Origin of the sequence: Sodalis sp. RH19, from assembly GCF_047324215.1 — a bacterium.
Classification (GTDB): Bacteria; Pseudomonadota; Gammaproteobacteria; order Enterobacterales; family Enterobacteriaceae; genus Acerihabitans.
The window spans coordinates 55,639-76,445 of record NZ_CP178734.1 but is presented as its reverse complement, the minus strand read 5'-3'; the positions used below and the strand labels follow the sequence as shown (position 1 = coordinate 76,445).

Genomic DNA, 20,807 nt, shown 5'->3' with positions numbered 1-20,807 from the left:
ATCGCTGCCTGTTTAATATTTTAAATTATTTCTGATGTTATTTTGTCATTTAATAACATCCGTGATCGCCGGGGGAAACGTTTTATGGATAAAAACGCAATATCGCATGCAATATTAAGAGAGTATAAAAGCAAGCCTATTAAATGGTTTGTTATTTATTCAGCGAAGTTTTCATTATGGGCCTGCTGGTTAGGCTTATGCGTTTACGGCATTGTGTCCGTGGACCGCTGGCCCATCCGGCTGCTCCTGCAATTGCTGCTGGGGATGGGATTTGCCCATGGCGTGGAATTGCAGCATCAGGCGCTGCACCATACAGGTTTCCGCTCCAGAAAAGCCAATCATGGCGCCGGATTTCTGCTGGGATTGCCGATGCTGGTCTCATATTCAGCCTATCGCGACAGTCATCTGTTTCATCACCGGGCGCTCGGCCGGGCGGATGACGAGGAATTTTTTAAACACGATCTACGCTCCCCGCCGCGGCTGTGGGATAGGATTAGCATTTTTTTTATGTTAAATCATTTTTATTCACAATTAATGAAGTTTATCCACGCCGTAAAAAGACGTCCCTTTCCGGTAAAAATCGCGACCAGTAACCCCCACATCCTGCGCAACGAATATCTTCTGATGGGCGGGATTTTTTTTACCGCCGCCGGCGCATCGCTGGCGGCCGGCAGTGATATTTTTATCCAGTGCTGGCTGCTTCCTCTGCTGTTTTTCGCCGCCCCCATCCATAGCTTAATAGAATTACCCGAACATTACGGCTGCGATAAGTCCAGCGTGCGGGTTTGCGACAATACCCGCACCATCCAGGCCCATCCGCTGATCAGCTGGTATACCAACGGCAATAATTATCACGTTGAACACCACCGCTTCCCCTCATTACCCATGGAACAACTGGCGCGGGTGCACCGGCAAATTAAGGGGGACCTGCGTTATTACAGCGATTCCTACCCGGCGTTTTACCGGCATATCATCAGGCAGGCCTGGCCACGCCCGCGTCGCCGATAAGCCGTATACGCGCGGCGATGTCGCCGGCGCCCATAAAGCCCAGTCGTAAATAAATAGGAATTTATATTGCTGCATATTTTGAACCAAATTCCTATAGTTTGGCGTGGGTTCATCTCATCCGCTAATAAAGACGACTTTCCATCGTTAAAAAAACACGTTAATCTAAAAGAAAATTAAGATGGCCGGCCATGACTTATCCCCACGCTGAAAAACGCGGTCACCGCCGTAGTGGCCGGGCCATCTTGAACCGTTATGGCGCGGTGATATAACCCATGCGGGGATTTTTTTCGCGGCCATCCGTTAATTAACCCAATTCATTAATTACAATAACTAATAAATCGTTAGCTTACATATAAAGAAAAAACAGTGAATAGACCTTTTAAGGCCATATCTTCCGCGGACGACTGGCAAAAACAATTATCCGAGGTTATTTCGGATCCTGATGAATTATTATCATTACTGGGGCTAAGCGATAATCCCCGTCTGCGGCAAGGCCGGCCGGCGCGCCGTCTTTTCCCGCTGCGGGTGCCACGCGGTTTTGTCAACCGCATGGAAAAGGGTAATGAACACGACCCCTTGCTGCGGCAGGTTATCACCGCGGCGGACGAATTTATCGTCACGCCGGGCTATGTCGCCGACCCGCTCGGCGAGCATGACTGCGTGATGCCGGGGCTGTTGCATAAATACCGCAACCGGGCGCTGTTGCTGGTGAAAGGCGGCTGCGCCATCAACTGCCGGTATTGCTTTCGCCGCCATTTCCCCTACCCGGAAAACAGCGGTAACAAGGCTAACTGGCGTAACGCCTTAGCCTATATCCGGGCGCATCCGCAGATCGATGAAATTATCTTTTCCGGCGGCGATCCGCTGATGGCCAGGGATCATGAACTGGCCTGGCTGGCCGACGAACTCCAGGCCATTCCCCATATCCGGCGCCTGCGCATCCACAGCAGGCTGGCGGTGGTGATACCGGCGCGCATTACGGAGCAATTATGCCGGATGCTGGCCGCTTCGCGGCTGCAGGCGATTATGGTGACGCATATCAACCATGCCAATGAGATCGACGCCGACGTTGACGGCGCCATGGGCAGGCTGCGCAACGCCGGGGTGACACTGCTTAACCAGAGCGTCCTGCTGCGCGGCGTCAATGACAGCGCCGATATCCTGGCGGCGTTAAGCAACCGGCTGTTTAACGCCGGTATCCTGCCCTACTATCTTTTTGCGCTGGATAAGGTCGCGGGCGCGGCGCATTTTATGGTGGGCGACGACGAAGCCAGGCGCATTGTCAGTACGCTATCCACCAAGGTTTCCGGCTATCTGGTGCCCCGGCTGACGCGCGAAATCAGCGGAATGCCCAGCAAGATACCGCTGTCTCTCACGCCGCCGTCCTGAACAGACGCGCGCATGAAGATGTTATCAATCCGCCCTGCGGCGGCGCGTATTAGCTATTGTGGTCGAACGTGGCCCGCGCGCGCTCCACTTCGGACAGGTACTCCACCGTCCATTGGTGCAGCGCCTGGAAAGGCTGTTTTAGCGTATGACCCAGGGGCGTAATTTGATACTCCACCGCGATGGGCGAGGCGGTAATAACGCGCCGCGCCACGATGCCGTTGCGCTCCAGACGCCGCAAACTCTGGGTCAGCGCCTTTTGCGTAATACCATCAAGACGGCGTTTGATAACGTTGAAACGCAACGGCCCGGCGCACAGGGCGGCCAGGATCAGCACCGACCACTTATCCGCAATCTGGTCGAGCAGCATGCGGCTTGGGCAATGCGCCGCGGAAAAAACCGGACAGTGCTCTCCCGGCACGGCGCTGTCGCCGGCATAGCGGATGGCGGTGTCTTCAACTTCCGACATGGTGGTTTCCTTTTGGCTACCTGGTAGCGTCAAAGTGCCTGATTGACTCGCAGTATACATAATATACCATCAAAAGCTTCACGTTAACCGGAGATGATCTGTATGCGCGCACCGCAAGTCGATATCCTGTTCCAGCCTTTGCGAATAAAATCGCTGGTATTGAAAAACCGTATCGTCATGGCCCCCATGACCCGCTCGTTTTCACCTGACGGAGTGCCGGGGGATAACGTAGCCGCCTACTACCGCCGCCGCGCCGAAGCCGATGTGGGGCTGATCCTGTCGGAAGGTACGGCAATCGACCGGCCGGCGGCCAGGAACGATCCGAACGTGCCGTTTTTCCATGGCCAGGACGCGCTGGCCGGCTGGCAACGGGTAATCGATGAAGTCCACGCCGCCGGCGGTAAAATGGGACCGCAGCTGTGGCATGTGGGCGCGGTGGCCAGTTTCCAGACCGAATGGGTGCCCGATGTGCCGGTGGAGAGTCCTTCAGGCCTGGCGGCGCCGGATATGCCCCGCGGCGAGATCATGAGCGACGAGGCCATTGCCGATACCCTTGCCGCCTATGCCCGGGCGGCTGCCGATGCCAAGCGGCTGGGTTTCGATACTTTTGAGATCCACGGCGCCCATGGCTATCTCATCGATCAGTTCTTCTGGTCCGGCACCAACCGGCGTACGGATCGTTTCGGCGGTGCCACCATTAAAGAGCGCGCCCGTTTTGCCGCCGAGGTATTAAAGGAAATGCGCGCGGCGGTCGGGCCTGAATATCCGATTATCCTGCGCGTCAGCCAGTGGAAACAGCAGGATTATGCCGCCAGGCTGGCGACCACCCCGGACGCGATGGCCGATTGGCTGGTACCGCTGGTGGAAGCGGGCGCCGACGTGCTGCACTGCTCGCAACGGCGTTTCTGGCAACCTGAATTCCCGGAGCAGGATGGGGAAAACGGGCTTAACTTCGCCGGCTGGGCGAAAAAATTGACCGGCGCCGCCACCATCAGCGTGGGTTCCGTGGGTTTGTCCGGGGATTTTATCGGCAGCTTTAGCGGGGAAAACGCCAGCCCGGTCGGATTGGATAATCTCATCGGGCGGCTGGAGCGCAATGAGTTTGACCTGATAGCGGTCGGGCGTGCGTTGATAAGCGACCCGCACTGGGCGGCCAAGGTGCGCGCCGGCGATACGGGGAATATGGCGGATTTCACCCCCGCGGCGTTGGGCGAATTATTTTAGCGGGCGGCCCCGCGGTTGCGCGGGGACCGACCAGTTGTTTCCGGTCCCCGCCCGGCAAAGATGCCTGCGCTATGCCTTTATTGTTGTCGTTTATAACACCCGCGCCGCATTAATACCCCGGCATATCGGGTAGAACATTTCTGTATTTTATCCAGGGAATTTAATCTGATAAATGCCGCCCATTTTTACCGCCGCACAAGCCCTATAATATGCGGCTGTTCCCGCCAACCTTTTGATATTAATCGCAACAATAAACTTTTATATAAAATATCGCCATGGCCGCCGCTCATGGTTTGTCTAATTCGCAACGGTATACTAGGCTTATTATTATCAGCCGACTAAGTTAACATCGCTGATTATACCTATAATCCTAACAACGTGATGGTGAGCCCGATGAATATCAAGACTCTTGAAGACCTCTTTATCCATGCCCTTTCAGATGTATACAGCGCTGAAAAGCAAATCACCCGCGCTTTGCCGAAAATGGCCCGGGCCGCTACCGATCCTCAGCTGATTGATGGCTTTAAGCTTCATCTGGAACAAACGCATGGGCAAATCGAGCGTATTGATAAACTGGTGGAAGTCACACCGAATATCAAGATTAAGCGTATGAAATGCATGGCAATGGAAGGATTAGTGGAAGAAGGCCAGGAAATTATCGACGAGGTTGAAAAAGGCCCGGTACGTGATGCAGGTCTTATTGCCGCGGCGCAAAAAGTTGAACATTATGAAATCGCCACCTACGGCACGTTAGCCACCCTGGCGGGGCTGCTGGGGTATACCGAGGCTAAAACCCTGCTGGCCGAAACGCTGCAGGAAGAAAAAGATACCGACATCAAATTATCCAAGCTGGCCAGTGTTAAAGTAAATACGGATGCCGGTAAAAAATAACCCATATCAGCATGTTAACAAGGTAAGTATTTTTATAATACATTTCACCCTGTATGGTCATAGCATTAATAGGCTCGTTTAAGGTTGAGTAAATATCATCAGCGCAAAAACCCGGTATTTATTGCCGGGTTTTTTGCATTTTAACCAACATAAAGAGCGTATTTTACGGCGCGACGCCTGGAATATTCCGGCCCGGTTGTCCCGATGAGTGGCGAAAACAATTCTTCGGGACCCGATGCGCCGCGCCGTAAGCGCAGTATGGGTTACGCCGGCAATAATTGCCCGTGCCTAAGGCCGTTATCGTGCCGGATAAGCCATTATTTTTTAGCTTCCGTATGCGGCGCCTGCGAACGCGCCAGGAATTGCCGGGTGGTTTCCGGCAGATGTTCCAGCAGCCAGGCGGCCATCGCTTTCTCCTGTTCCAGGATCTGCGTGAAAATACGTTGCCCTTCGGTATCGCCCACCGCCTGTGCCGCGGCGATAAGCGCGGTATAGGAGGCAATTTCAAAATTTTCGAAGGTATAGCCGCTAATGCCGCCTTTGATCACTTCATCGCTGGCAAACATGCCGCCCATCGCCTGGCCCATGGCCGCCACTTTGCCCGCCATATCCTTAAATGTCGAACTGGATGAATCATAACGTTTAATAACGCTTTCCACCAGACGCTGCTGCTCGATGGTTTCATCAATATGCTGTTTAATGCGGGCCTCCAGCGCCGGGTAGTGCTCAAGACGCCCCGCCATGCGTTTCAGCATGCTTTCGGCCTGTTCTTCCATGGCATGGGCATCACGCAGCCAGTCCAGATAATTGTCATGTAAATCGGCCATTTTTCACCTCTCAATCAATAACGGCATTGCGGAAATAAGAAAATTATCGGTTATCGAATAGCCTTTTCAGTTTAGCTTTCCTTATGAAACGCGCCAGTGACATGGCTATAAATTGAGCGAAGCGCGCAAACCCCGCGCACGTCTTGCCTTCGCTCCGCGGCATGCGCGCGCAAGGTCGCTAAGAAAGGACTCTGCACGGTTTTGGCGATCCCTGCCGCCCTGAAATAATCCTGAACGTGCGTGATCAGCCTGAAAAGGCGCCAGGCGCCCCGCCATGCCGCACGCGCGCCCGTATTTGGTGCAAGGCGCCGCCGCCGGCGCGGGAAAAGCCGGGCAAACGCCGCCGGGCCGCGACGCCGCAACTGGCACGGGGATTGCTTTGAACCATTCTGTCCCGCCGGCCATTGTTAATCCTCATAAATTCAGGAGTGAATTGCATGCAACGACGTAAATTACTGAAAGCCTTCGCCCTCTCCGCCACGGTTATCGGCATGGGGATCAGCTGGGGGGCGCTGGCTGCCGACACGATTAAAGTCGGCGTGATGCATTCCTTATCCGGCACCATGGCTATCTCGGAAACGCCGTTAAAAGACGTGGCGCTGATGACCATTGACGAAATCAATGCCCAGGGTGGGGTGCTGGGTAAAAAGCTGGAGCCGGTCGTGGTTGATCCGGCGTCGAACTGGCCCTTGTTCGCGGAAAAGGCCCGGCAGTTGCTGACCCAGGACAAGGTGGCGGTGGTGTTCGGCTGCTGGACCTCGGTCTCGCGCAAATCGGTGTTGCCGGTATTTGAGGAGCTGAACGGCTTGCTGTTTTACCCGGTGCAATATGAAGGCGAGGAAATGTCGCCCAACGTGTTTTATACCGGCGCGGCCCCCAACCAACAGGCTATCCCGGCGGTGGAATACCTGATGAGCGATGACGGCGGCGGCGCCAAGCGCTTCTTCCTGCTCGGCACCGATTATGTTTATCCGCGTACGACCAATAAAATTCTGCGGGCCTTCCTGCATTCTAAGGGCGTGGCGGATAAAGATATCGAGGAAGTCTATACCCCGTTCGGATATAGCGATTACCAGACCATCGTGGCCAATATCAAGAAATTCTCCGCCGGCGGTAAAACCGCGGTGATTTCCACCATCAACGGCGATTCCAACGTTCCTTTTTATAAAGAGCTGGCCAACCAGGGCATCAAGGCGACCGATGTGCCGGTAATAGCCTTTTCGGTGGGCGAGGAGGAACTGCGCGGCATCGACACCAAACCGCTGGTCGGCAACCTGGCGGCCTGGAACTATTTCCAGTCGGTGGATAATCCCACCAATAAGAAATTCGTCGCGCAATGGAAAGCCTACGCCAAGTCCCACCATCTGCCCAACGCCGATACCGTGGTCACCAACGACCCGATGGAAGCCACCTATGTCGGCATCCATATGTGGGCGCAGGCGGTGGAGAAGGCCAAGTCCACCGATGTGGATAAGGTGCGCGCGGCGATGGCCGGGCAAACCTTCGCCGCCCCGTCCGGCTTTACCCTGACCATGGATCAGACCAATCACCATCTGCATAAACCGGTGATGATTGGCGAGATCGAGTCCGACGGCCAGTTTAACGTGGTATGGCAAACCGAAGGGCCGGTGCGCGCGCAGCCCTGGAGTCCCTTTATCGCCGGCAACGATAAAAAACCCGATCATCCGGTCAAAAGCACCCAGTAAAAGGGCTTACGGATAGGGCGGGCCAGGTGTAAACACGGAAACCGGGGCCGGGCCGCGCTCTACTCTTCGCGCCCGCCCTACCCGCTTCAAACGCCTGAGGCGGCAGAGGCGCCCTCTGTTTTTGACGCAGCACGGGACGAAAAATATGCGCTATCTATCATTATTATTGCGAAGGTTCGGCCTCGGCGTGGCCTTATGCCTATGTCTGCCGGCCTTGGCTCTGGCCGGCCCCGCCGCCGATTTTGCGGCGGCCAGCCGCGCCGATCAGGCGAAATTACTCCAGGCGTGGTCAAGCGCGCCGGATGCCGCCCGTCTGCCGCTGCTGCAGGCATTGCGCCAGGAGACCATGGTGATCGACGCCGCCGGCAAACCCTTTATCCAGCAGGGCACCACGCTGACGCCGATGGAAGGCGACGCCGCGCCCACCGGCGGCGTCAAGAAAGTCTGGCTGAATAACCGCCTGCGCAACCTTATCGCCACCGCCTTGTCCGTTCACCAGTTGGTCAGCGACGATGCCCGCATACGGCTACAGGCCGCCACTGCGCTCCAGCGCGAAGCGCAGGCCGACCAGTTGCCGCTGCTGCAGGCCCGTTTACCGCTGGAAAAAGACCCGCGGGTGCATGACGCGCTGCAGATTGCCCTGGCCAATCTGCAACTGGCCGATCCCCGGCCCGAGGTGCGGCTGCAGGCGGTCACGCTGCTCGGCGAATCGGGCGATCCCGATGTCCAGGTACGTCTGCAGGCGCTGACGCAGGAGAGCGCCGAACCCGAGGCCCAAGTACGCGCGGCGGCGCTGAAAAGCCTCAAGCAGGTTCAGCGCCGGCTGATGATAGGCGACCTGCTCGGACAGGCTTTTACCGGCTTGTCCCTGGGCTCGATACTGCTGCTGGCGGCGCTGGGCCTGGCCATTACCTACGGCCTGCTGGGGGTGATTAACATGGCGCACGGCGAGATGCTGATGCTGGGCGCCTACGCCACTTATCTGGTGCAGCAGTTTATGGAGCACTACGCGCCGGGACTGCTGCCGCTCTACCCGCTGGCGGCCCTGCCGGCGGCCTTCGCCGTTACCGGCGTTATCGGCATGCTGCTTGAACGCACCGTAATCCGTCATTTATACGGTCGCCCGCTGGAAACGCTGCTGGCGACCTGGGGCATCAGCCTGGTGCTGATCCAGGGGGTGCGCATGCTGTTCGGCGCGCAAAACGTCAGCGTCGCCAACCCCGGCTGGCTCTCCGGCGGCATCCAGCTGCTGCCTAACCTGGTGCTGCCCTACAACCGCCTGGCGGTCATCTTGTTCGTGCTGTGCGTGCTGGCGCTGTGCTGGCTGCTGCTGAATACAACCCGGCTGGGCATGCATATCCGCGCGGTAACCCAGAACCGGGCCATGGCCGCCTGCTGCGGCGTGCCGACCGGCCGGGTGGATATGCTGGCCTTCGGCCTGGGTTCCGGCATTGCCGGCCTGGGCGGCGTGGCGTTGTCCCAGCTTGGCAACGTCGGCCCCGAGCTGGGCCAGGGATATATTATCGATTCGTTCCTGGTGGTGGTGCTGGGCGGGGTCGGCCAGTTGGCGGGCACCGTGGCGGCGGCGTTCGGGCTGGGCATCGTCAACAAAATCCTCGAACCCGAAATCGGCGCCGTGCTGGGCAAGATCCTGATCCTGGCGCTTATCGTGCTGTTTATCCAAAAACGTCCCCAGGGACTGTTCGCCGTCAAAGGCAGGGTCATTGACTGATGAGCCAACCCTTAACCCTCACCGGCCTGCAAAAGGCGCCCCGCACCGCCATGATCCTGGGCGCGCTGGTTTTTATCGCGCTGGTTATCCTGCCGCTGCTGGCCCTGCTGCCCGCGGCGCATCCGCTGAATATCTCCACCTATACCCTGACCCTGGTGGGCAAAATCCTGTGCTACGCCGTGGTGGCCATCGCGCTGGATCTGGTCTGGGGTTATGCCGGGCTGCTGTCCCTCGGGCATGGGCTGTTTTTTGCCCTCGGCGGTTACGCCATGGGCATGTACCTGATGCGCCAGGCCGCGGGAGACGGCCTGCCGGCGTTTATGTCCTTTTTATCGTGGAGCGAGCTGCCCTGGTTCTGGGCCGGCACCCAGCACTTTGCCTGGGCGTTGTGCCTGATTATGCTGGCCCCCGGCCTGCTGGCGTTGGTGTTCGGCTACTTTTCCTTTCGCTCCAAAATCAAAGGGGTCTATTTTTCCATTATGACCCAGGCGCTGACCTATGCCGCGATGCTGCTGTTTTTTCGCAACGAAACCGGCTTCGGCGGCAATAACGGTTTTACCGGTTTTACCACCTTATTGGGATTCCAGGTAACCGCCACCACCACCCGGGTGGGCCTGTTCCTGGTCACCGTGCTGCTACTGGCGGCGAGCCTGCTGCTGGGATTCGCCCTGGCGCGCAGTAAATTCGGCCGGGTGCTGACGGCGGTGCGCGATGCGGAAAACCGGCTGATATTCTGCGGCTACGACCCGAAGGGGTTCAAGCTGTTCGTCTGGACGCTGTCGGCGGTGCTGTGCGGCCTGGCGGGCGCCCTGTACGTGCCGCAGGTGGGTATCATCAACCCGGGTGAAATGTCGCCAACCAACTCCATCGAGGCGGCCATATGGGTGGCGCTGGGCGGCCGCGGCACGCTGGTGGGGCCGCTGCTCGGCGCCGGCATCGTCAACGGCGCCAAGAGCTGGTTTACCATGGCCATGCCGGAGTACTGGCAATTGTTCCTGGGGCTGATGTTTATCCTGGTGACGCTGCTGTTGCCGCAGGGCGTTATCGGCCTGCTGCGCAAAAGGCGGCCCGAATGAACGCGCCGGACGACCTGCTGACGCAGGCCTATCCCGCCGATATCCATCGCCTGCGGCGCGATCCGGTGTTGACGCTGGACAATATCAACGTCAGCTTCGACGGTTTCCGCGCCCTTACCGACCTGTCGCTGCAGATAGGCGTGGGCGAATTGCGCTGCATTATCGGCCCCAACGGCGCGGGAAAAACCACCCTGATGGATGTGATTACCGGTAAAACCCGTCCGCAGAGCGGCAGCGCCATTTACGATCAGCATATCGACCTGGCGCGGCTTAGCCCGGTGCAAATCGCCCAGGCCGGCATCGGCCGTAAATTCCAGAAGCCGACGGTATTCGAGGCGCTGACGGTATTTGAAAACCTGGAGCTGGCGCTGAAAACCGATAAATCGGTTTGGGCCTGCCTGCGCCATAAGCTGAGCGATGAACAGCGCGATCGCATCGACGCCATGCTCGCCACGCTGCGTCTCGCACCGCTGCGCCGGCGCCCGGCGGGCCTGCTGTCCCACGGCCAAAAACAGTTTCTTGAAATCGGCATGCTCTTGGTGCAAGACCCGCACCTGCTGCTGCTTGACGAGCCGGCCGCCGGCATGACCGATGCTGAAACCGCCTATACCGCCGAGCTGTTCCGCTCGCTTGCCGGTAAACATTCGCTCATGGTGGTGGAGCATGATATGGGTTTTGTGGAAACCATCGCCGATCATGTCACCGTGCTGCACCAGGGGCAGGTGCTGGCCGAGGGGTCGCTGCGCGAAGTGCAGGCCAACGAGCAGGTGATTGAAGTCTACCTGGGGCGGTGAGCTGATGAGCGTGATGATGCGCGGGAGGATATCGCGCATCGGCGCCGGTTATCAGGCCAGGGTTACTCATACGCAGGGGAACATAATGCTACAGGTGGAAGAGTTAAATCAGTTTTACGGCGGCAGCCATATCCTGCGCGGCCTGTCGTTCGAGGCGCAAATCGGTCAGGTAACCTGCCTGCTCGGGCGCAACGGCGTCGGCAAGACGACCCTGCTCAAATGCCTGATGGGCCTGCTGCCGGCCAAAACCGGCCGCATTCGCTGGCAGGGAGAGCTTATCAACCAGCGCCGCCCCCACCAGCGTGTGCAGGCCGGTATTGCCTATGTGCCGCAGGGACGGGAAATATTTCCGCGCATGACGGTGGAGGAAAATATCCTGCTCGGCCTGTCGCGTTTTTCCGGCGCGCGCGCCAAAGCGCCGCCGGCCTCGGTCTACGAGCTGTTCCCGGTGCTGGCGCAGATGAAAAACCGGCGCGGCGGCGATTTGTCCGGCGGCCAGCAGCAGCAGTTGGCGATTGCGCGCGCGCTGGCCTGCCAGCCGCAGTTGCTGATCCTCGACGAACCTACCGAAGGCATCCAGCCGTCGGTGATCAAGGAGATCGGCGTGGTGATCAAAACCCTTGCGGCGCGCGGCGATATGGCGATCCTGCTGGTGGAGCAGTTTTATGATTTCGCCGCCGCCCTGGCGGACAGCTACCTGGTGATGTCGCGTGGGCAGATCGTGCAGCGTGGCCTGGGCGCGGATATGGAAACCGACGGGGTGCGCGGTCTGGTGACTATCTGAGGCTAAACCTGCCGATATCCTTTGCCTGGCGGTAAAAATGTTCCACACTGTGGTTTTCCCCGATACCCGGAATGCCCTATGCAGCGATTAACCATTTCCCTCGACGACCGGCTGGCGGCCGAGCTGGACGAACTGATGCGGCTGCGCGGCTACAGCAGCCGCTCGGAGGCGTTCCGCGATATGCTGCGGCGCGACCTGGGCCAGCAGGCGGCCACCGCCAACCCCGGGGCGGCCTTTATCGCGGTGCTCAGTTACGTTTACGATCACCATGAGCGGCAACTGGCCACCCGCCTGACCGAACTGCAGCACGATCATCACGAACTGACCGTATCCACCATGCATGCCCATCTCAGCCACGACGAGTGCGTGGAGACCGCCATCCTGCGCGGGCCGCTGGGGGTATTAACCGATTTTGCCCAATCGGTGATCGCCCAGACCGGGGTGCGCCACGGCAGCATTAACCTGATACCGCTGGACGCCGCCGCCACGCAAAACGCCGCAATGATCCCGGCCGATGCCGTGACAACCGCCGATCACCGTCATGCAAGCGGCCATGATCATGATAAAGATCACCGGCATCCCCATAAACACGTTTAGGACAGCCTTCCGGTTTAGGGTAGGGAACCGTGGCGGGCGCTTAGCGGCCGGCGGGAAAGTTGACGGTTAATTGTGCTCGATCAATGAACCCGGTATGATTTTTTATGGAAAAGTATGAACGGCGGAGGCATACTGATTTCCACGAAAGTTTTGCCCCCCGGCCGCCCTGTTCGCTATGCGCGCGGCCTGAACACAGGGTTATCCGATGCATATTCCCGATGGTTATCTCAGCCCGTCCACCTGCGCCGTTGCCTTCCTGATCGCCGCCCCTTTCTGGTGGGTGGCGCAAAAACGCGTGCAACGCCTGCTGCATACCCGCCTGGTGCCATTGCTGGCGGTGGTATCGGCGTTTTGTTTTGTCATCATGATGTTTAACCTGCCGCTGCCGGGCGGCACCACCGGGCACGCGGTGGGCATGGCGGTGGCGGCCATCGTGCTGGGTCCGTGGGCGGCGGTACTGGCCGTCTCGATGGCGTTGTTTATCCAGGCGGTATTTTTCGGCGACGGCGGCATTACCGCGCTCGGCGCCAATTGCCTGAATATGGCCATCGTCGGTCCGCTGGCGGCCTACGGCCTTTACCGCCTGATTGCCGCCGGGTCGGCCATTACCGCCCGGCGGCGGGTGGTGGCGGCCACGGTGGCCGGCTACTGCGCCATTAATATCGCCGCGCTGCTGGCGGCGGTGGAGTTCGGCATCCAGCCCCTGCTGTTTACCGACGCCGCCGGAGCGCCGCTGTATGCGCCCTATCCGCTGTCGGTGGCGGTGCCGGCCATGCTGCTGGGTCACCTGACCTTTGCCGGTTTGGCGGAAGCCGTGGTAACCGGCGGTATTGTCGCTTATCTGCAAAAAGCCAACCCCGACCTGCTGCGCGCCACCGCCGGCGGCGCGTGCGTGCCCGCGCGCCTTTCCGGCTGGCGGCCGGTGCGCGCGCTGTGGCTGGGCATGGCGGTGGTGATGATCATCAGCCCGCTCGGCCTGCTGGCCGCCGGCACCGCCTGGGGGGAATGGGGCGCCGCCGACTTCCAGGATGCCGGCGCCAGGGCCGAAATCACCCGCGCCTCGGGCAATATCGCCCCGCCGCAGGGCGCGCCGGCCGGCATGCAGCGCCTGGAGGCGCTCTGGTCAGCGCCGATGCCGGACTATGCCCCGGCATTTATGCAAAACGCCCGCGTCGGGTATGTGCTGTCGGCCATTATGGGCAGCGGGCTTATCCTGCTGGCGTTTTATCTGCTGGCGCGCCTGACGCGCGCCGCGGCCTGGCGGCCGTCCTCGGGTCACCGTTAAACGGTGCGCGAACCCTCCTTCAGCCACCGGCGCGCGCCGGGAAGCCGGCATTTTATCGCGCGCCTGCTGGCGGGCCTGCTGGCGGCCATGGCGCATGCCGATGACGCCCAGACAATGGCCGACCGGCCGGGCTGGCTGCAAAGGCTGGACCCGCGCGTGAAGCTGATGGGCCTTGGCGCGCTGATTATCACCGCCGTCGCCGTGCATTCGCTGCTGGCCCTGGCCGGCCTGCTGCTGGCGGCGACGATCATGGCGCGGCTTTCGGCGCTATCGCTGGCCAGGCTGCTGCGCCAGGTATGGCTCGGCGTTTTGCTGTTTACCGGCGTGCTGGCGCTGCCGGCGCTGTTTATGGTACCCGGCGCGCCGCTCTTCGCCCTGCCCTTCACGTCGCTTACCGTCACCGCGCAAGGGCTGCGCGTGGCCCTGCTGCTGATCGGCAGGGCCGAAACGTCGGCCACCCTGGCGCTGCTGCTGGTATTGACCACCCCCTGGCCCCGCCTGCTCAAGGCCTTGCGATCGCTGCGGGTGCCAAAAGTGGCGGTGATGATCCTCGGCATGACCCATCGCTATATTTTTGTGCTGCTCAGCGGCGCGGTCGCCCTGTTTGAAGCGCGCGCCAGCCGGATGGTCGGCCCCCTGCCCGCCGGCGAGCGCCGCCGGCTGGCGGTCAATGCGGCCGGCAGCCTGCTGGAGCGCTCGTTGTATCTCAGCCAGGAGGTTCATCTGGCCATGCTGTCGCGCGGCTTTCGCGGTGAAATCAGGCTAATGGACGATTTGTGTCTGCAAAAACAGGACTGGCGCGCGGTGCCGGTGTTTATGCTGCTGGCGCTGGCCGGATTTAGCTGCCAGTGGCTGCGGCTACCCTGAATGACGCCCCGGGAACAGGAGCAATACGCATGAACCAGGCCCCATCGTTAACCACGCCGCCGGTCTATGATTTACAGCAGGTCAGCTATGCCTACCAGTCGCTGCCCGCGCTACGGGAGATCACGCTTCAGATCCGGGCGGGCCAGCGTATCGCCCTGCTCGGCGCCAACGGCTCGGGCAAGTCCACCCTGCTGCGCCTGCTGGACGGGCTTTATTTCCCCAACGCGGGCAGCGTGCGCGCGTTCGGCCGGGCGCTCGATGAACCCGCCCTGCGCGGGGACGAGGAGGCTTACGCCTTCAGGCGCCGGGTGGGACTGGTGTTCCAGAATTCCGATGTGCAATTGTTTAACCCGACGGTCTATGACGAGCTGGCCTTCGGCCCGTTGCAACTGGGGTGGGATAAACCGCGCATCGCCGGGCGTATCGACGCCATGCTGGAGCAATTCGGCATCACGCATCTGCGCCACCGTTCGCCCCATCGGTTGTCCGGCGGCGAAAAAAAACGCGTCGCCCTGGCGTCGGTATTGATTATCGAACCCGAGGTGTTATTGCTCGACGAACCCTGCAGCGGCCTGGACCCGGCAAGCCAGGGCAATATGGTGCAATTCCTGCGCGAGAGCCGCGGGCGTACGCTTATCACCGCCACCCACGATCTGGCCATTGTCCCGGACATCGCCGATCGGTGTTTTGTGCTGCGCGAAGGGCGTCTTGCGGCCCAGGGGCCGACCGCGGACATTTTAGCCGACCGGCAACTGCTGCGGGAATGTCATTTGCTCCGTCACCGGCAGGAGGATGATCACCTTCACAGGTTATAAGCCGCATAATGCCGCATAAAATAACGATCAGACGTTATTTTGCGCTGTCGTGTTAAAAAATAACCTGTTATGCTGTATAAAACAACAGTAATAAGAGTTCAGTCAGTGTATAAGCGTCTGTCCGCCACCCGCAGGGAGTTCGACCCCGCCGAGGCCTATCAGTATCCCGAACATTTGCGTCAGTATATCGACGGCCTGCCCGCCGCGCCCGGCGTGTATGTCTTTCATAGCGACAGCGACGTGATGCCGCTGTATATCGGCAAAAGCGTCAATATCCGCAGCCGGGTCATGTCGCATCTGCGCACCGCCGAAGAAGCGCGCATGCTGCGGCAATCGCGGCGCATCAGCTACCACCTCACCGCCGGGGAAATCGGCGCCCTGCTGCTTGAGGCCCAGATGATCAAGGCGCTCCAGCCGCTGCACAATAAACGGCTGCGGCGCAGTCGCCAGCTGTGCTCGATTCACCTGGCGCGCGGCATGCCCGTCATCGTCTCGGCCAAGGAGATCGATTTTGCCCGCACGCCGGATTTGTACGGCCTGTTTTCCAGCCGCCGCGCCGCCCAGCAAACCCTGCTGGATATCGGCGACAGCGAATTATTATGTTACAGCCTGCTCGGCCTGGAAAAACTCAGCCACGGACGCGCCTGCTTCCGGTTCCATCTCGGGCGCTGCGCGGGCGCCTGCTGCGGTAAAGAAAGCCCGGAGGAACACCAGCTGCGCCTGATGGACGCGCTGCAGCAGATGCGCATCGTGGCATGGCCTTACGCCGGCGCCATCGGCCTGGTGGAACACAGCGGCGATCGGCGGCAAATCCACGTGGTCAACAATTGGTTCTATCTCGGTTCGGTGGCAAGCCTTGGCGAAGCGGCGGGCCTGAGCACCGTGGCGCAGGGGTTCGACCGCGACGGCTATAAAATTCTCAGCGGGCCGATATTAAGCGGCCGCCATGAGATTATCGAACTGGGCTAAGGGATAAACCAGGCCGTGTTCCAACGCCGGTGCAGCGCCTGGCAAGCCCAACCGGCGAACCCGCCGATGGCGGATGCGCCGCACAGATCCCTAAACATGCCGGGCGCCGGTTCCAGCCCGGAGGCATAGAACGTGACCATGCCGAGGAACCAGGCCAGCGTGTTATCGACGATACGGGTCGCGCGCAGGCTTACGATAAGGATGGCCACCCAAAATACCACCAGCGGCAACGCCAGCGGCTCCAGAGCCGGCGACAACGCCGGCAGTATTATCTGGGTAACGGCCCCCAGCCCAATTCCCAGCCACAGGCAGATCATGGCGCACAGCCCGGCGCGCCAGGACGTCGGGCGCGTGAACCAGGTGATAAGGCCCGCGAACATCACCCAGACCTCCAGCGCAAGCGTCGCGCTGCCCCAGGCGGCCAGGGACGCGCTCGAGGCGGCGATGACGGTGTAAAGAATAAACTGCCCGGGGGTTTGACGTTGGACAGGTTGCGTGCGGCGGGTGTTCACGGCCGGTCTCCTTACGCGCGATGACTCTTGCTTTCAAGATAGGCGCTGGGGGAGAGGCGGTCGATGTCGTAAAATCTATAGTATCTTTGCCTGCGACGCCGGGCCGGTATGGCGGCAGGCGAAAGCGGCTATCTCAGGCGGGCGCTTGTCTGCCTGCAACGGCAGACGGCCCTGAAAAGGGCCGTCTGGGATAAAGAGGGCGGGCGGCGCATCGGCAACACCGGATGAGGCCCCCGGGGCATGCGCCACGCTTAATACAGGCTATATTTAGCCGCCTGTGCGTGGATATTGCCTTGTTCTTTCAAAAATTTGTTAAGTTTACGTATAATTTTCATTGCTGATTCCTCACATTGATCCGACATTAATGTGATGTTCATCACACTTTTCGCAGTTTAGCAAAATGAGCCGCCGTGTCAATTTTTTGTGAAGCTTATCACGCTTTTTTTAACGTCTCCGCAACCATCAGCGCCGGCGGCGCGATACGCTCCACCGGCGCCGAGAGAATGATCGACGTTTTGGTGGCGCCGAATTGGCTTACCCGCTCGATAAAGGCTTCCATCGCCGCCATATCCCTGACCGCGCCGCGGACAATCACACAGGCTTCGCCGGTTACCCGGTAGCATTGCAGGATTTCGGGGATCTGCGTCAGCATTTTCAGCGTATTTTGCCAGTGGTTATGGTTAAGGCGCAGCTCGACGATAAAGGTGATCGGCAAGCCGAGTTTTTCCAGGTTGACGTGGGCGTGGTAGCCGGTAATGACTTTTTTGGTCTCGAGCTTCGCCACCCGCTCCGCCACCGCCGGCGGCGAGAGATTAACCCGGCGCGCCAGCTCGGCATAGGTTAGCCTGCCGTTTTCCACCAGCGCCTGCAGTATCAGTTCATCATATTTATCCATAGCTTTCCCCGTTGCGCCCGCTGTTGAATCGAAGGTGTTATACGGCTATTTTCGTTGTTTAACTGGAGGATTACGACAAAAAGAATATATTAACAGCCATAAAAAAAGGTTTACTAATCATCCGAACGTTTAGGCTTAAAAGGCAGCTACATGCAATTACGCGATTCAAACGGACTGAAGCTGGTCCTGGCGCTGTTTACACTCTACATCATATGGGGTTCGACCTATTTTGTTATCCGCGTCGGGGTGGACAGCTGGCCGCCGCTGTTGATGGCCGGCGTACGGTTTTTAACGGCCGGTATTATCCTGTTCGCCGTGCTGCGCCTGAAAGGCGAGTCCCTGCCCTCGCCGCGCCAGGCGGTGAACGCGGGCATGATCGGCATCCTGCTGCTGGCGATTGGCAATGGCCTGGTGACGGTGGCCGAACATAGGCAGGTGCCGTCCGGCATTACCGCGGTGATTGTCGCCACGGTACCGCTGTTCGCCGCCTGTTTCGGCAGTATCTGGGGACTGCGCGCCACGCGCCTGGAGTGGTTCGGCATTGTTCTCGGCCTGGCCGGCATTATTTTACTCAATACCGGCGGTAACCTGACCGGCAACCCGCTCGGCGCCCTGCTGGTGATCGTGGCCTCCGTCAGTTGGGCGTTCGGCTCCATCTGGAGCTCAAGGCTTGATCTGCCCAAGGGCATGATGGTCGGGGCGGTGGAAATGATCGTGGCGGGTGCGGTGCTGCTTGTCGCCAGCCTGCTTACCGGCGAGCGCCTGACGCGGATGCCGGATACCGCGGGGCTGCTGGCCATCGGCTATCTGATCGTGTTTGGCTCGATTATCGCCATCAACGCCTATATGTTCCTGCTCTCCCACGCCCGTCCGGCACTGGCCACCAGCTATGCCTATGTCAATCCGGTGGTGGCGGTGCTGCTCGGCATGGGGTTTGCCGGCGAGCGCCTTAATCCCATCGAGTGGCTGGCATTGGGCATCATTATCCTGGCGGTGGTGATCGTCATGGTCGGCAAAACCTTCAGCGGTTCCGGCAAAGCCGGCGCCGTTAAATCGCCCGCCGGGGCGGCCCGCTCCTCCGATGGATAAAGACGGGCGGTTTTATCCCATGACGATGTCTTACGCCAAAGCCGGCGAAAATAGGGAAAGCATGCCCAAGCGCCATAAAAAAACTCCCGCCGGCTAAAACCCTCTCCAGGTCTTAGCCGCGGGAGCGTGTTACGCCGACGGCATCAGGCGGTTTGGAAGAAACTCACCGCCCGGCGCAGCTCCTGGCCCTGTTCGGTCAGCGAACGGGCGGCGGCGGCGGCCTGCTCCACCAGCGCCGCATTTTGCTGCGTAACCTGGTCCATCTGGGCCACCGCCTGTCCCACTTCCTGGATGCCCATATGCTGTTCGTTACTGGCGGTGGCGATTTCGTGGATGATGGCGGCCACCTTGTCCACCGAGTCGACGATTTCGGTCATCGCCTTGCTGGCGTTATCCGCCCGTTCAGATCCGGCGCTGATTTTGTCCACCGTGCCCTCGATCAACGATTTGATTTCCTTGGCCGCGTCGGCGCTCTTCTGCGCCAGCGTGCGTACTTCGCTTGCCACCACGGCGAAGCCCTTGCCCTGGGTGCCGGCCCGCGCCGCCTCGACGGCGGCGTTAAGCGCCAGCAGGTTGGTCTGGAAAGCAATGCCCTCGATAACGGCAATGATATTGACGATTTTTTTCGAGCTTTGGGAAATATCGCGCATATGCGTCAGCATTTCCGCCACGATTTTACCGCCCTGGGTGGCGGTGCGCGAGGTAGCGACCGCCAGTTCGCTGGCTTCCTTGGCGTTATCGGCGTTGTGGTGTACGGTCTGCGTGAGTTGCTGCATATTGGCCGAGGTCTGGATTAACGACGCCGCCTGCTCTTCGGTGCGCTGCGACAGGTCGGTATTGCCCTGGGCGATTTGACCGGAGGCCACCGAAATGGATTCGCTGCCGCTGATGATGCCGCTGATGGTATCGCGCAACTGTTGGCTCATGGCGTTGAGCGCGGCCAGCAGGCTGCTGCTGTCCTTGGCGCTCAGCTTAATGCCGGTGGTCAGGTTGCCGGCGGCGATTTTACGCATAATCGACGTGGCATAGGCCGGCTCGCCGCCCAGCTGGCGCCACAGATTACGGGAAATCACCGTGGCCAGCAGTCCGGAGATCAGCAGGGCGAACAGCGACAGGCCCATCAGGCTGTATTTGGCGATATCATAGCCCCGGGCCGCCTGTCTCGCCGCCTCCTGGCTACCGCCCACTTCCCGGTCGACCATGGTGGCCAGGTCGGCCATCAGCTGGGTGCGGTATTTGCGCGAGGTATCGCCGCTGATGCGGATGGCCCCGGTGACATCATTTTCCGACATGGCCGCGATCATCTTATCGTTCGCCAGGCTGAACTGATTGAAGTTGGCCATGATCTGACTGAATAACGGCGTGGAGCTTAAGGGCGTATTCAGCGCCAGGTAGGCATTCTGGGCGCGGAGGAAGTTCGCCACCGCCTGCATCAGTTCCAGCCGGTGTGACTCCCGATCCTGGTCCGTCGGAGAAGAAATATATTGTACCTGCTGCAAACGCAGTTCGGCTAGCGTACCGCGCATCTCCAGGGTATAGCGCACCCCGGGCAGCCAGTTATTGCGATAGGCGTCGATATGGTCATTATTGGCGCTGAGCTGGTAGAGGGACACGCCGCCCAGGCAAAGCATCAACGCGATAATAATAGCGAAGCCGCTGAATAGCTGCACCATAAAGGGTAAATGGAGTAATTTTTTCATGACCTTAGCCATCTAAAAAGAGAAGTAAGGGTTTATCGGCACGCAGAGGACGATAATGAGACTGCGCAGCGGGTTTAGTTGCGTTTCGTGATCAACCTGTCATTTTTGAACGCAAAGCTATCGTACCAATTCGCCCCGGCCTTTCACCCCAGGGGATATTCGCCGGACAGGACAATGCCGG

The 20,807-nt window shown here is 59.6% G+C and carries 19 protein-coding genes and 1 pseudogene; 15 read left to right on the top strand and 5 right to left on the bottom strand.

Features of this window, described 5'->3' with window-relative positions; all coding sequences use genetic code 11:
* Positions 1-219 precede the first annotated feature (219 nt).
* Entirely contained in the window at positions 220-1,008 is a 789-nt protein-coding gene (locus tag ACL2XF_RS00365; RefSeq protein ID WP_410013809.1) for a fatty acid desaturase family protein, read from the top strand.
* A 366-nt stretch (positions 1,009-1,374) separates the two neighbouring features.
* On the top strand, positions 1,375-2,397 hold the full coding sequence (epmB, locus tag ACL2XF_RS00360; protein ID WP_410013808.1) for an EF-P beta-lysylation protein EpmB: 1,023 nt from the start codon (positions 1,375-1,377) through the stop codon (positions 2,395-2,397).
* A gap of 49 nt (positions 2,398-2,446) precedes the next feature.
* Here the strand turns inward: epmB and ACL2XF_RS00355 are convergent, their stop codons facing one another.
* Positions 2,447-2,863 (bottom strand): winged helix-turn-helix transcriptional regulator, encoded by a 417-nt coding sequence (locus tag ACL2XF_RS00355; RefSeq protein WP_413727784.1) that lies wholly within the window; start codon positions 2,861-2,863, stop codon positions 2,447-2,449.
* 102 nt (positions 2,864-2,965) lie between these two features.
* On the opposite strand from ACL2XF_RS00355, the gene ACL2XF_RS00350 reads away from it, so the two are divergent.
* Together ACL2XF_RS00350 and ACL2XF_RS00345 are read left to right on the top strand one after the other, a co-directional pair.
* Positions 2,966-4,087, top strand: coding sequence for an NADH:flavin oxidoreductase (locus ACL2XF_RS00350; RefSeq protein WP_410013806.1), 1,122 nt, complete (start codon positions 2,966-2,968; stop codon positions 4,085-4,087).
* A 393-nt stretch (positions 4,088-4,480) separates the two neighbouring features.
* Positions 4,481-4,978, top strand: coding sequence for a ferritin-like domain-containing protein (locus ACL2XF_RS00345; protein WP_410013805.1), 498 nt, complete (start codon positions 4,481-4,483; stop codon positions 4,976-4,978).
* Positions 4,979-5,295: 317 nt separating this feature from the next.
* Here ACL2XF_RS00345 and ACL2XF_RS00340 read toward each other — a convergent pair whose 3' ends face one another.
* Positions 5,296-5,805 carry a ferritin-like domain-containing protein gene (locus ACL2XF_RS00340; protein ID WP_410013804.1) on the bottom strand — a complete coding sequence of 170 codons (510 nt, stop codon included), beginning with the start codon at positions 5,803-5,805 and terminating at the stop codon, positions 5,296-5,298.
* A 437-nt stretch (positions 5,806-6,242) separates the two neighbouring features.
* On the opposite strand from ACL2XF_RS00340, the gene urtA reads away from it, so the two are divergent.
* From urtA to cho, 10 genes and pseudogenes are all read left to right on the top strand, one after another.
* Positions 6,243-7,511, top strand: coding sequence for an urea ABC transporter substrate-binding protein (gene urtA / locus ACL2XF_RS00335; protein ID WP_413721289.1), 1,269 nt, complete (start codon positions 6,243-6,245; stop codon positions 7,509-7,511).
* A gap of 145 nt (positions 7,512-7,656) precedes the next feature.
* Positions 7,657-9,243 (top strand): urea ABC transporter permease subunit UrtB, encoded by a 1,587-nt coding sequence (urtB, locus tag ACL2XF_RS00330; protein WP_413727783.1) that lies wholly within the window; start codon positions 7,657-7,659, stop codon positions 9,241-9,243.
* Entirely contained in the window at positions 9,243-10,319 is a 1,077-nt protein-coding gene (urtC, locus tag ACL2XF_RS00325) for an urea ABC transporter permease subunit UrtC (RefSeq protein ID WP_410013801.1), read from the top strand. Before urtB ends, urtC begins: the two co-directional genes overlap by 1 nt.
* The gene (gene urtD / locus ACL2XF_RS00320; protein ID WP_410013800.1) at positions 10,316-11,113 is read left to right on the top strand and encodes an urea ABC transporter ATP-binding protein UrtD; all 798 of its coding nucleotides are present in this window, start codon (positions 10,316-10,318) and stop codon (positions 11,111-11,113) included. The genes urtC and urtD overlap by 4 nt, the downstream gene beginning before the upstream one ends.
* An 85-nt stretch (positions 11,114-11,198) precedes the next feature.
* A complete protein-coding gene (gene urtE, locus ACL2XF_RS00315; RefSeq protein WP_410016740.1) occupies positions 11,199-11,897 on the top strand; it encodes an urea ABC transporter ATP-binding subunit UrtE in 699 nt (232 codons plus the stop codon).
* 78 nt (positions 11,898-11,975) lie between these two features.
* A pseudogene (gene nikR / locus ACL2XF_RS00310) lies at positions 11,976-12,374 on the top strand (nickel-responsive transcriptional regulator NikR); the annotation flags it as partial.
* A 325-nt stretch (positions 12,375-12,699) separates the two neighbouring features.
* Positions 12,700-13,779: a cobalt transporter CbiM gene (gene cbiM, locus ACL2XF_RS00305; protein WP_413721291.1), complete on the top strand. Its 1,080-nt coding sequence runs from the start codon at positions 12,700-12,702 to the stop codon at positions 13,777-13,779.
* Positions 13,780-13,782: 3 nt separating this feature from the next.
* Complete coding sequence (gene cbiQ / locus ACL2XF_RS00300) at positions 13,783-14,646, top strand: cobalt ECF transporter T component CbiQ (RefSeq protein ID WP_413721292.1); 864 nt, start codon at positions 13,783-13,785, stop codon at positions 14,644-14,646.
* A 29-nt stretch (positions 14,647-14,675) separates the two neighbouring features.
* Positions 14,676-15,461 (top strand): energy-coupling factor ABC transporter ATP-binding protein, encoded by a 786-nt coding sequence (locus ACL2XF_RS00295; protein WP_413727782.1) that lies wholly within the window; start codon positions 14,676-14,678, stop codon positions 15,459-15,461.
* Between the two features lie 105 nt (positions 15,462-15,566).
* Entirely contained in the window at positions 15,567-16,430 is an 864-nt protein-coding gene (gene cho, locus ACL2XF_RS00290) for an excinuclease Cho (protein WP_410013796.1), read from the top strand.
* Here the strand turns inward: cho and ACL2XF_RS00285 are convergent.
* Positions 16,427-16,942 (bottom strand): DUF1097 domain-containing protein, encoded by a 516-nt coding sequence (locus ACL2XF_RS00285; protein ID WP_413727781.1) that lies wholly within the window; start codon positions 16,940-16,942, stop codon positions 16,427-16,429. The two genes, cho and ACL2XF_RS00285, sit on opposite strands and share 4 nt — an antisense overlap.
* Before the next feature lie 433 nt (positions 16,943-17,375).
* Complete coding sequence (locus tag ACL2XF_RS00280) at positions 17,376-17,837, bottom strand: Lrp/AsnC family transcriptional regulator (RefSeq protein WP_413727780.1); 462 nt, start codon at positions 17,835-17,837, stop codon at positions 17,376-17,378.
* 150 nt (positions 17,838-17,987) lie between these two features.
* Between ACL2XF_RS00280 and yedA the strand changes: the two genes are divergently transcribed.
* Complete coding sequence (yedA, locus tag ACL2XF_RS00275; protein ID WP_413727779.1) at positions 17,988-18,926, top strand: drug/metabolite exporter YedA; 939 nt, start codon at positions 17,988-17,990, stop codon at positions 18,924-18,926.
* A 143-nt stretch (positions 18,927-19,069) separates the two neighbouring features.
* Here yedA and ACL2XF_RS00270 read toward each other — a convergent pair whose 3' ends face one another.
* On the bottom strand, positions 19,070-20,626 hold the full coding sequence (locus ACL2XF_RS00270; RefSeq protein ID WP_413721296.1) for a methyl-accepting chemotaxis protein: 1,557 nt from the start codon (positions 20,624-20,626) through the stop codon (positions 19,070-19,072).
* Between the last annotated feature and the right edge of the window lie 181 nt (positions 20,627-20,807).

Coding starts and splice junctions, on each gene's coding strand:
- ACL2XF_RS00355 (WP_413727784.1), bottom strand. CDS start 2,863: ATGTCGGAAGTTGAAGACACCGCCATCCGCTATGCCGGCGACAGCGCC.
- ACL2XF_RS00350 (WP_410013806.1), top strand. CDS start 2,966: ATGCGCGCACCGCAAGTCGATATCCTGTTCCAGCCTTTGCGAATAAAA.
- ACL2XF_RS00345 (WP_410013805.1), top strand. CDS start 4,481: ATGAATATCAAGACTCTTGAAGACCTCTTTATCCATGCCCTTTCAGAT.
- ACL2XF_RS00340 (WP_410013804.1), bottom strand. CDS start 5,805: ATGGCCGATTTACATGACAATTATCTGGACTGGCTGCGTGATGCCCAT.
- urtA (WP_413721289.1), top strand. CDS start 6,243: ATGCAACGACGTAAATTACTGAAAGCCTTCGCCCTCTCCGCCACGGTT.
- urtB (WP_413727783.1), top strand. CDS start 7,657: ATGCGCTATCTATCATTATTATTGCGAAGGTTCGGCCTCGGCGTGGCC.
- urtC (WP_410013801.1), top strand. CDS start 9,243: ATGAGCCAACCCTTAACCCTCACCGGCCTGCAAAAGGCGCCCCGCACC.
- urtD (WP_410013800.1), top strand. CDS start 10,316: ATGAACGCGCCGGACGACCTGCTGACGCAGGCCTATCCCGCCGATATC.
- urtE (WP_410016740.1), top strand. CDS start 11,199: ATGCTACAGGTGGAAGAGTTAAATCAGTTTTACGGCGGCAGCCATATC.
- cbiM (WP_413721291.1), top strand. CDS start 12,700: ATGCATATTCCCGATGGTTATCTCAGCCCGTCCACCTGCGCCGTTGCC.
- ACL2XF_RS00295 (WP_413727782.1), top strand. CDS start 14,676: ATGAACCAGGCCCCATCGTTAACCACGCCGCCGGTCTATGATTTACAG.
- ACL2XF_RS00280 (WP_413727780.1), bottom strand. CDS start 17,837: ATGGATAAATATGATGAACTGATACTGCAGGCGCTGGTGGAAAACGGC.
- yedA (WP_413727779.1), top strand. CDS start 17,988: ATGCAATTACGCGATTCAAACGGACTGAAGCTGGTCCTGGCGCTGTTT.
- ACL2XF_RS00270 (WP_413721296.1), bottom strand. CDS start 20,626: ATGAAAAAATTACTCCATTTACCCTTTATGGTGCAGCTATTCAGCGGC.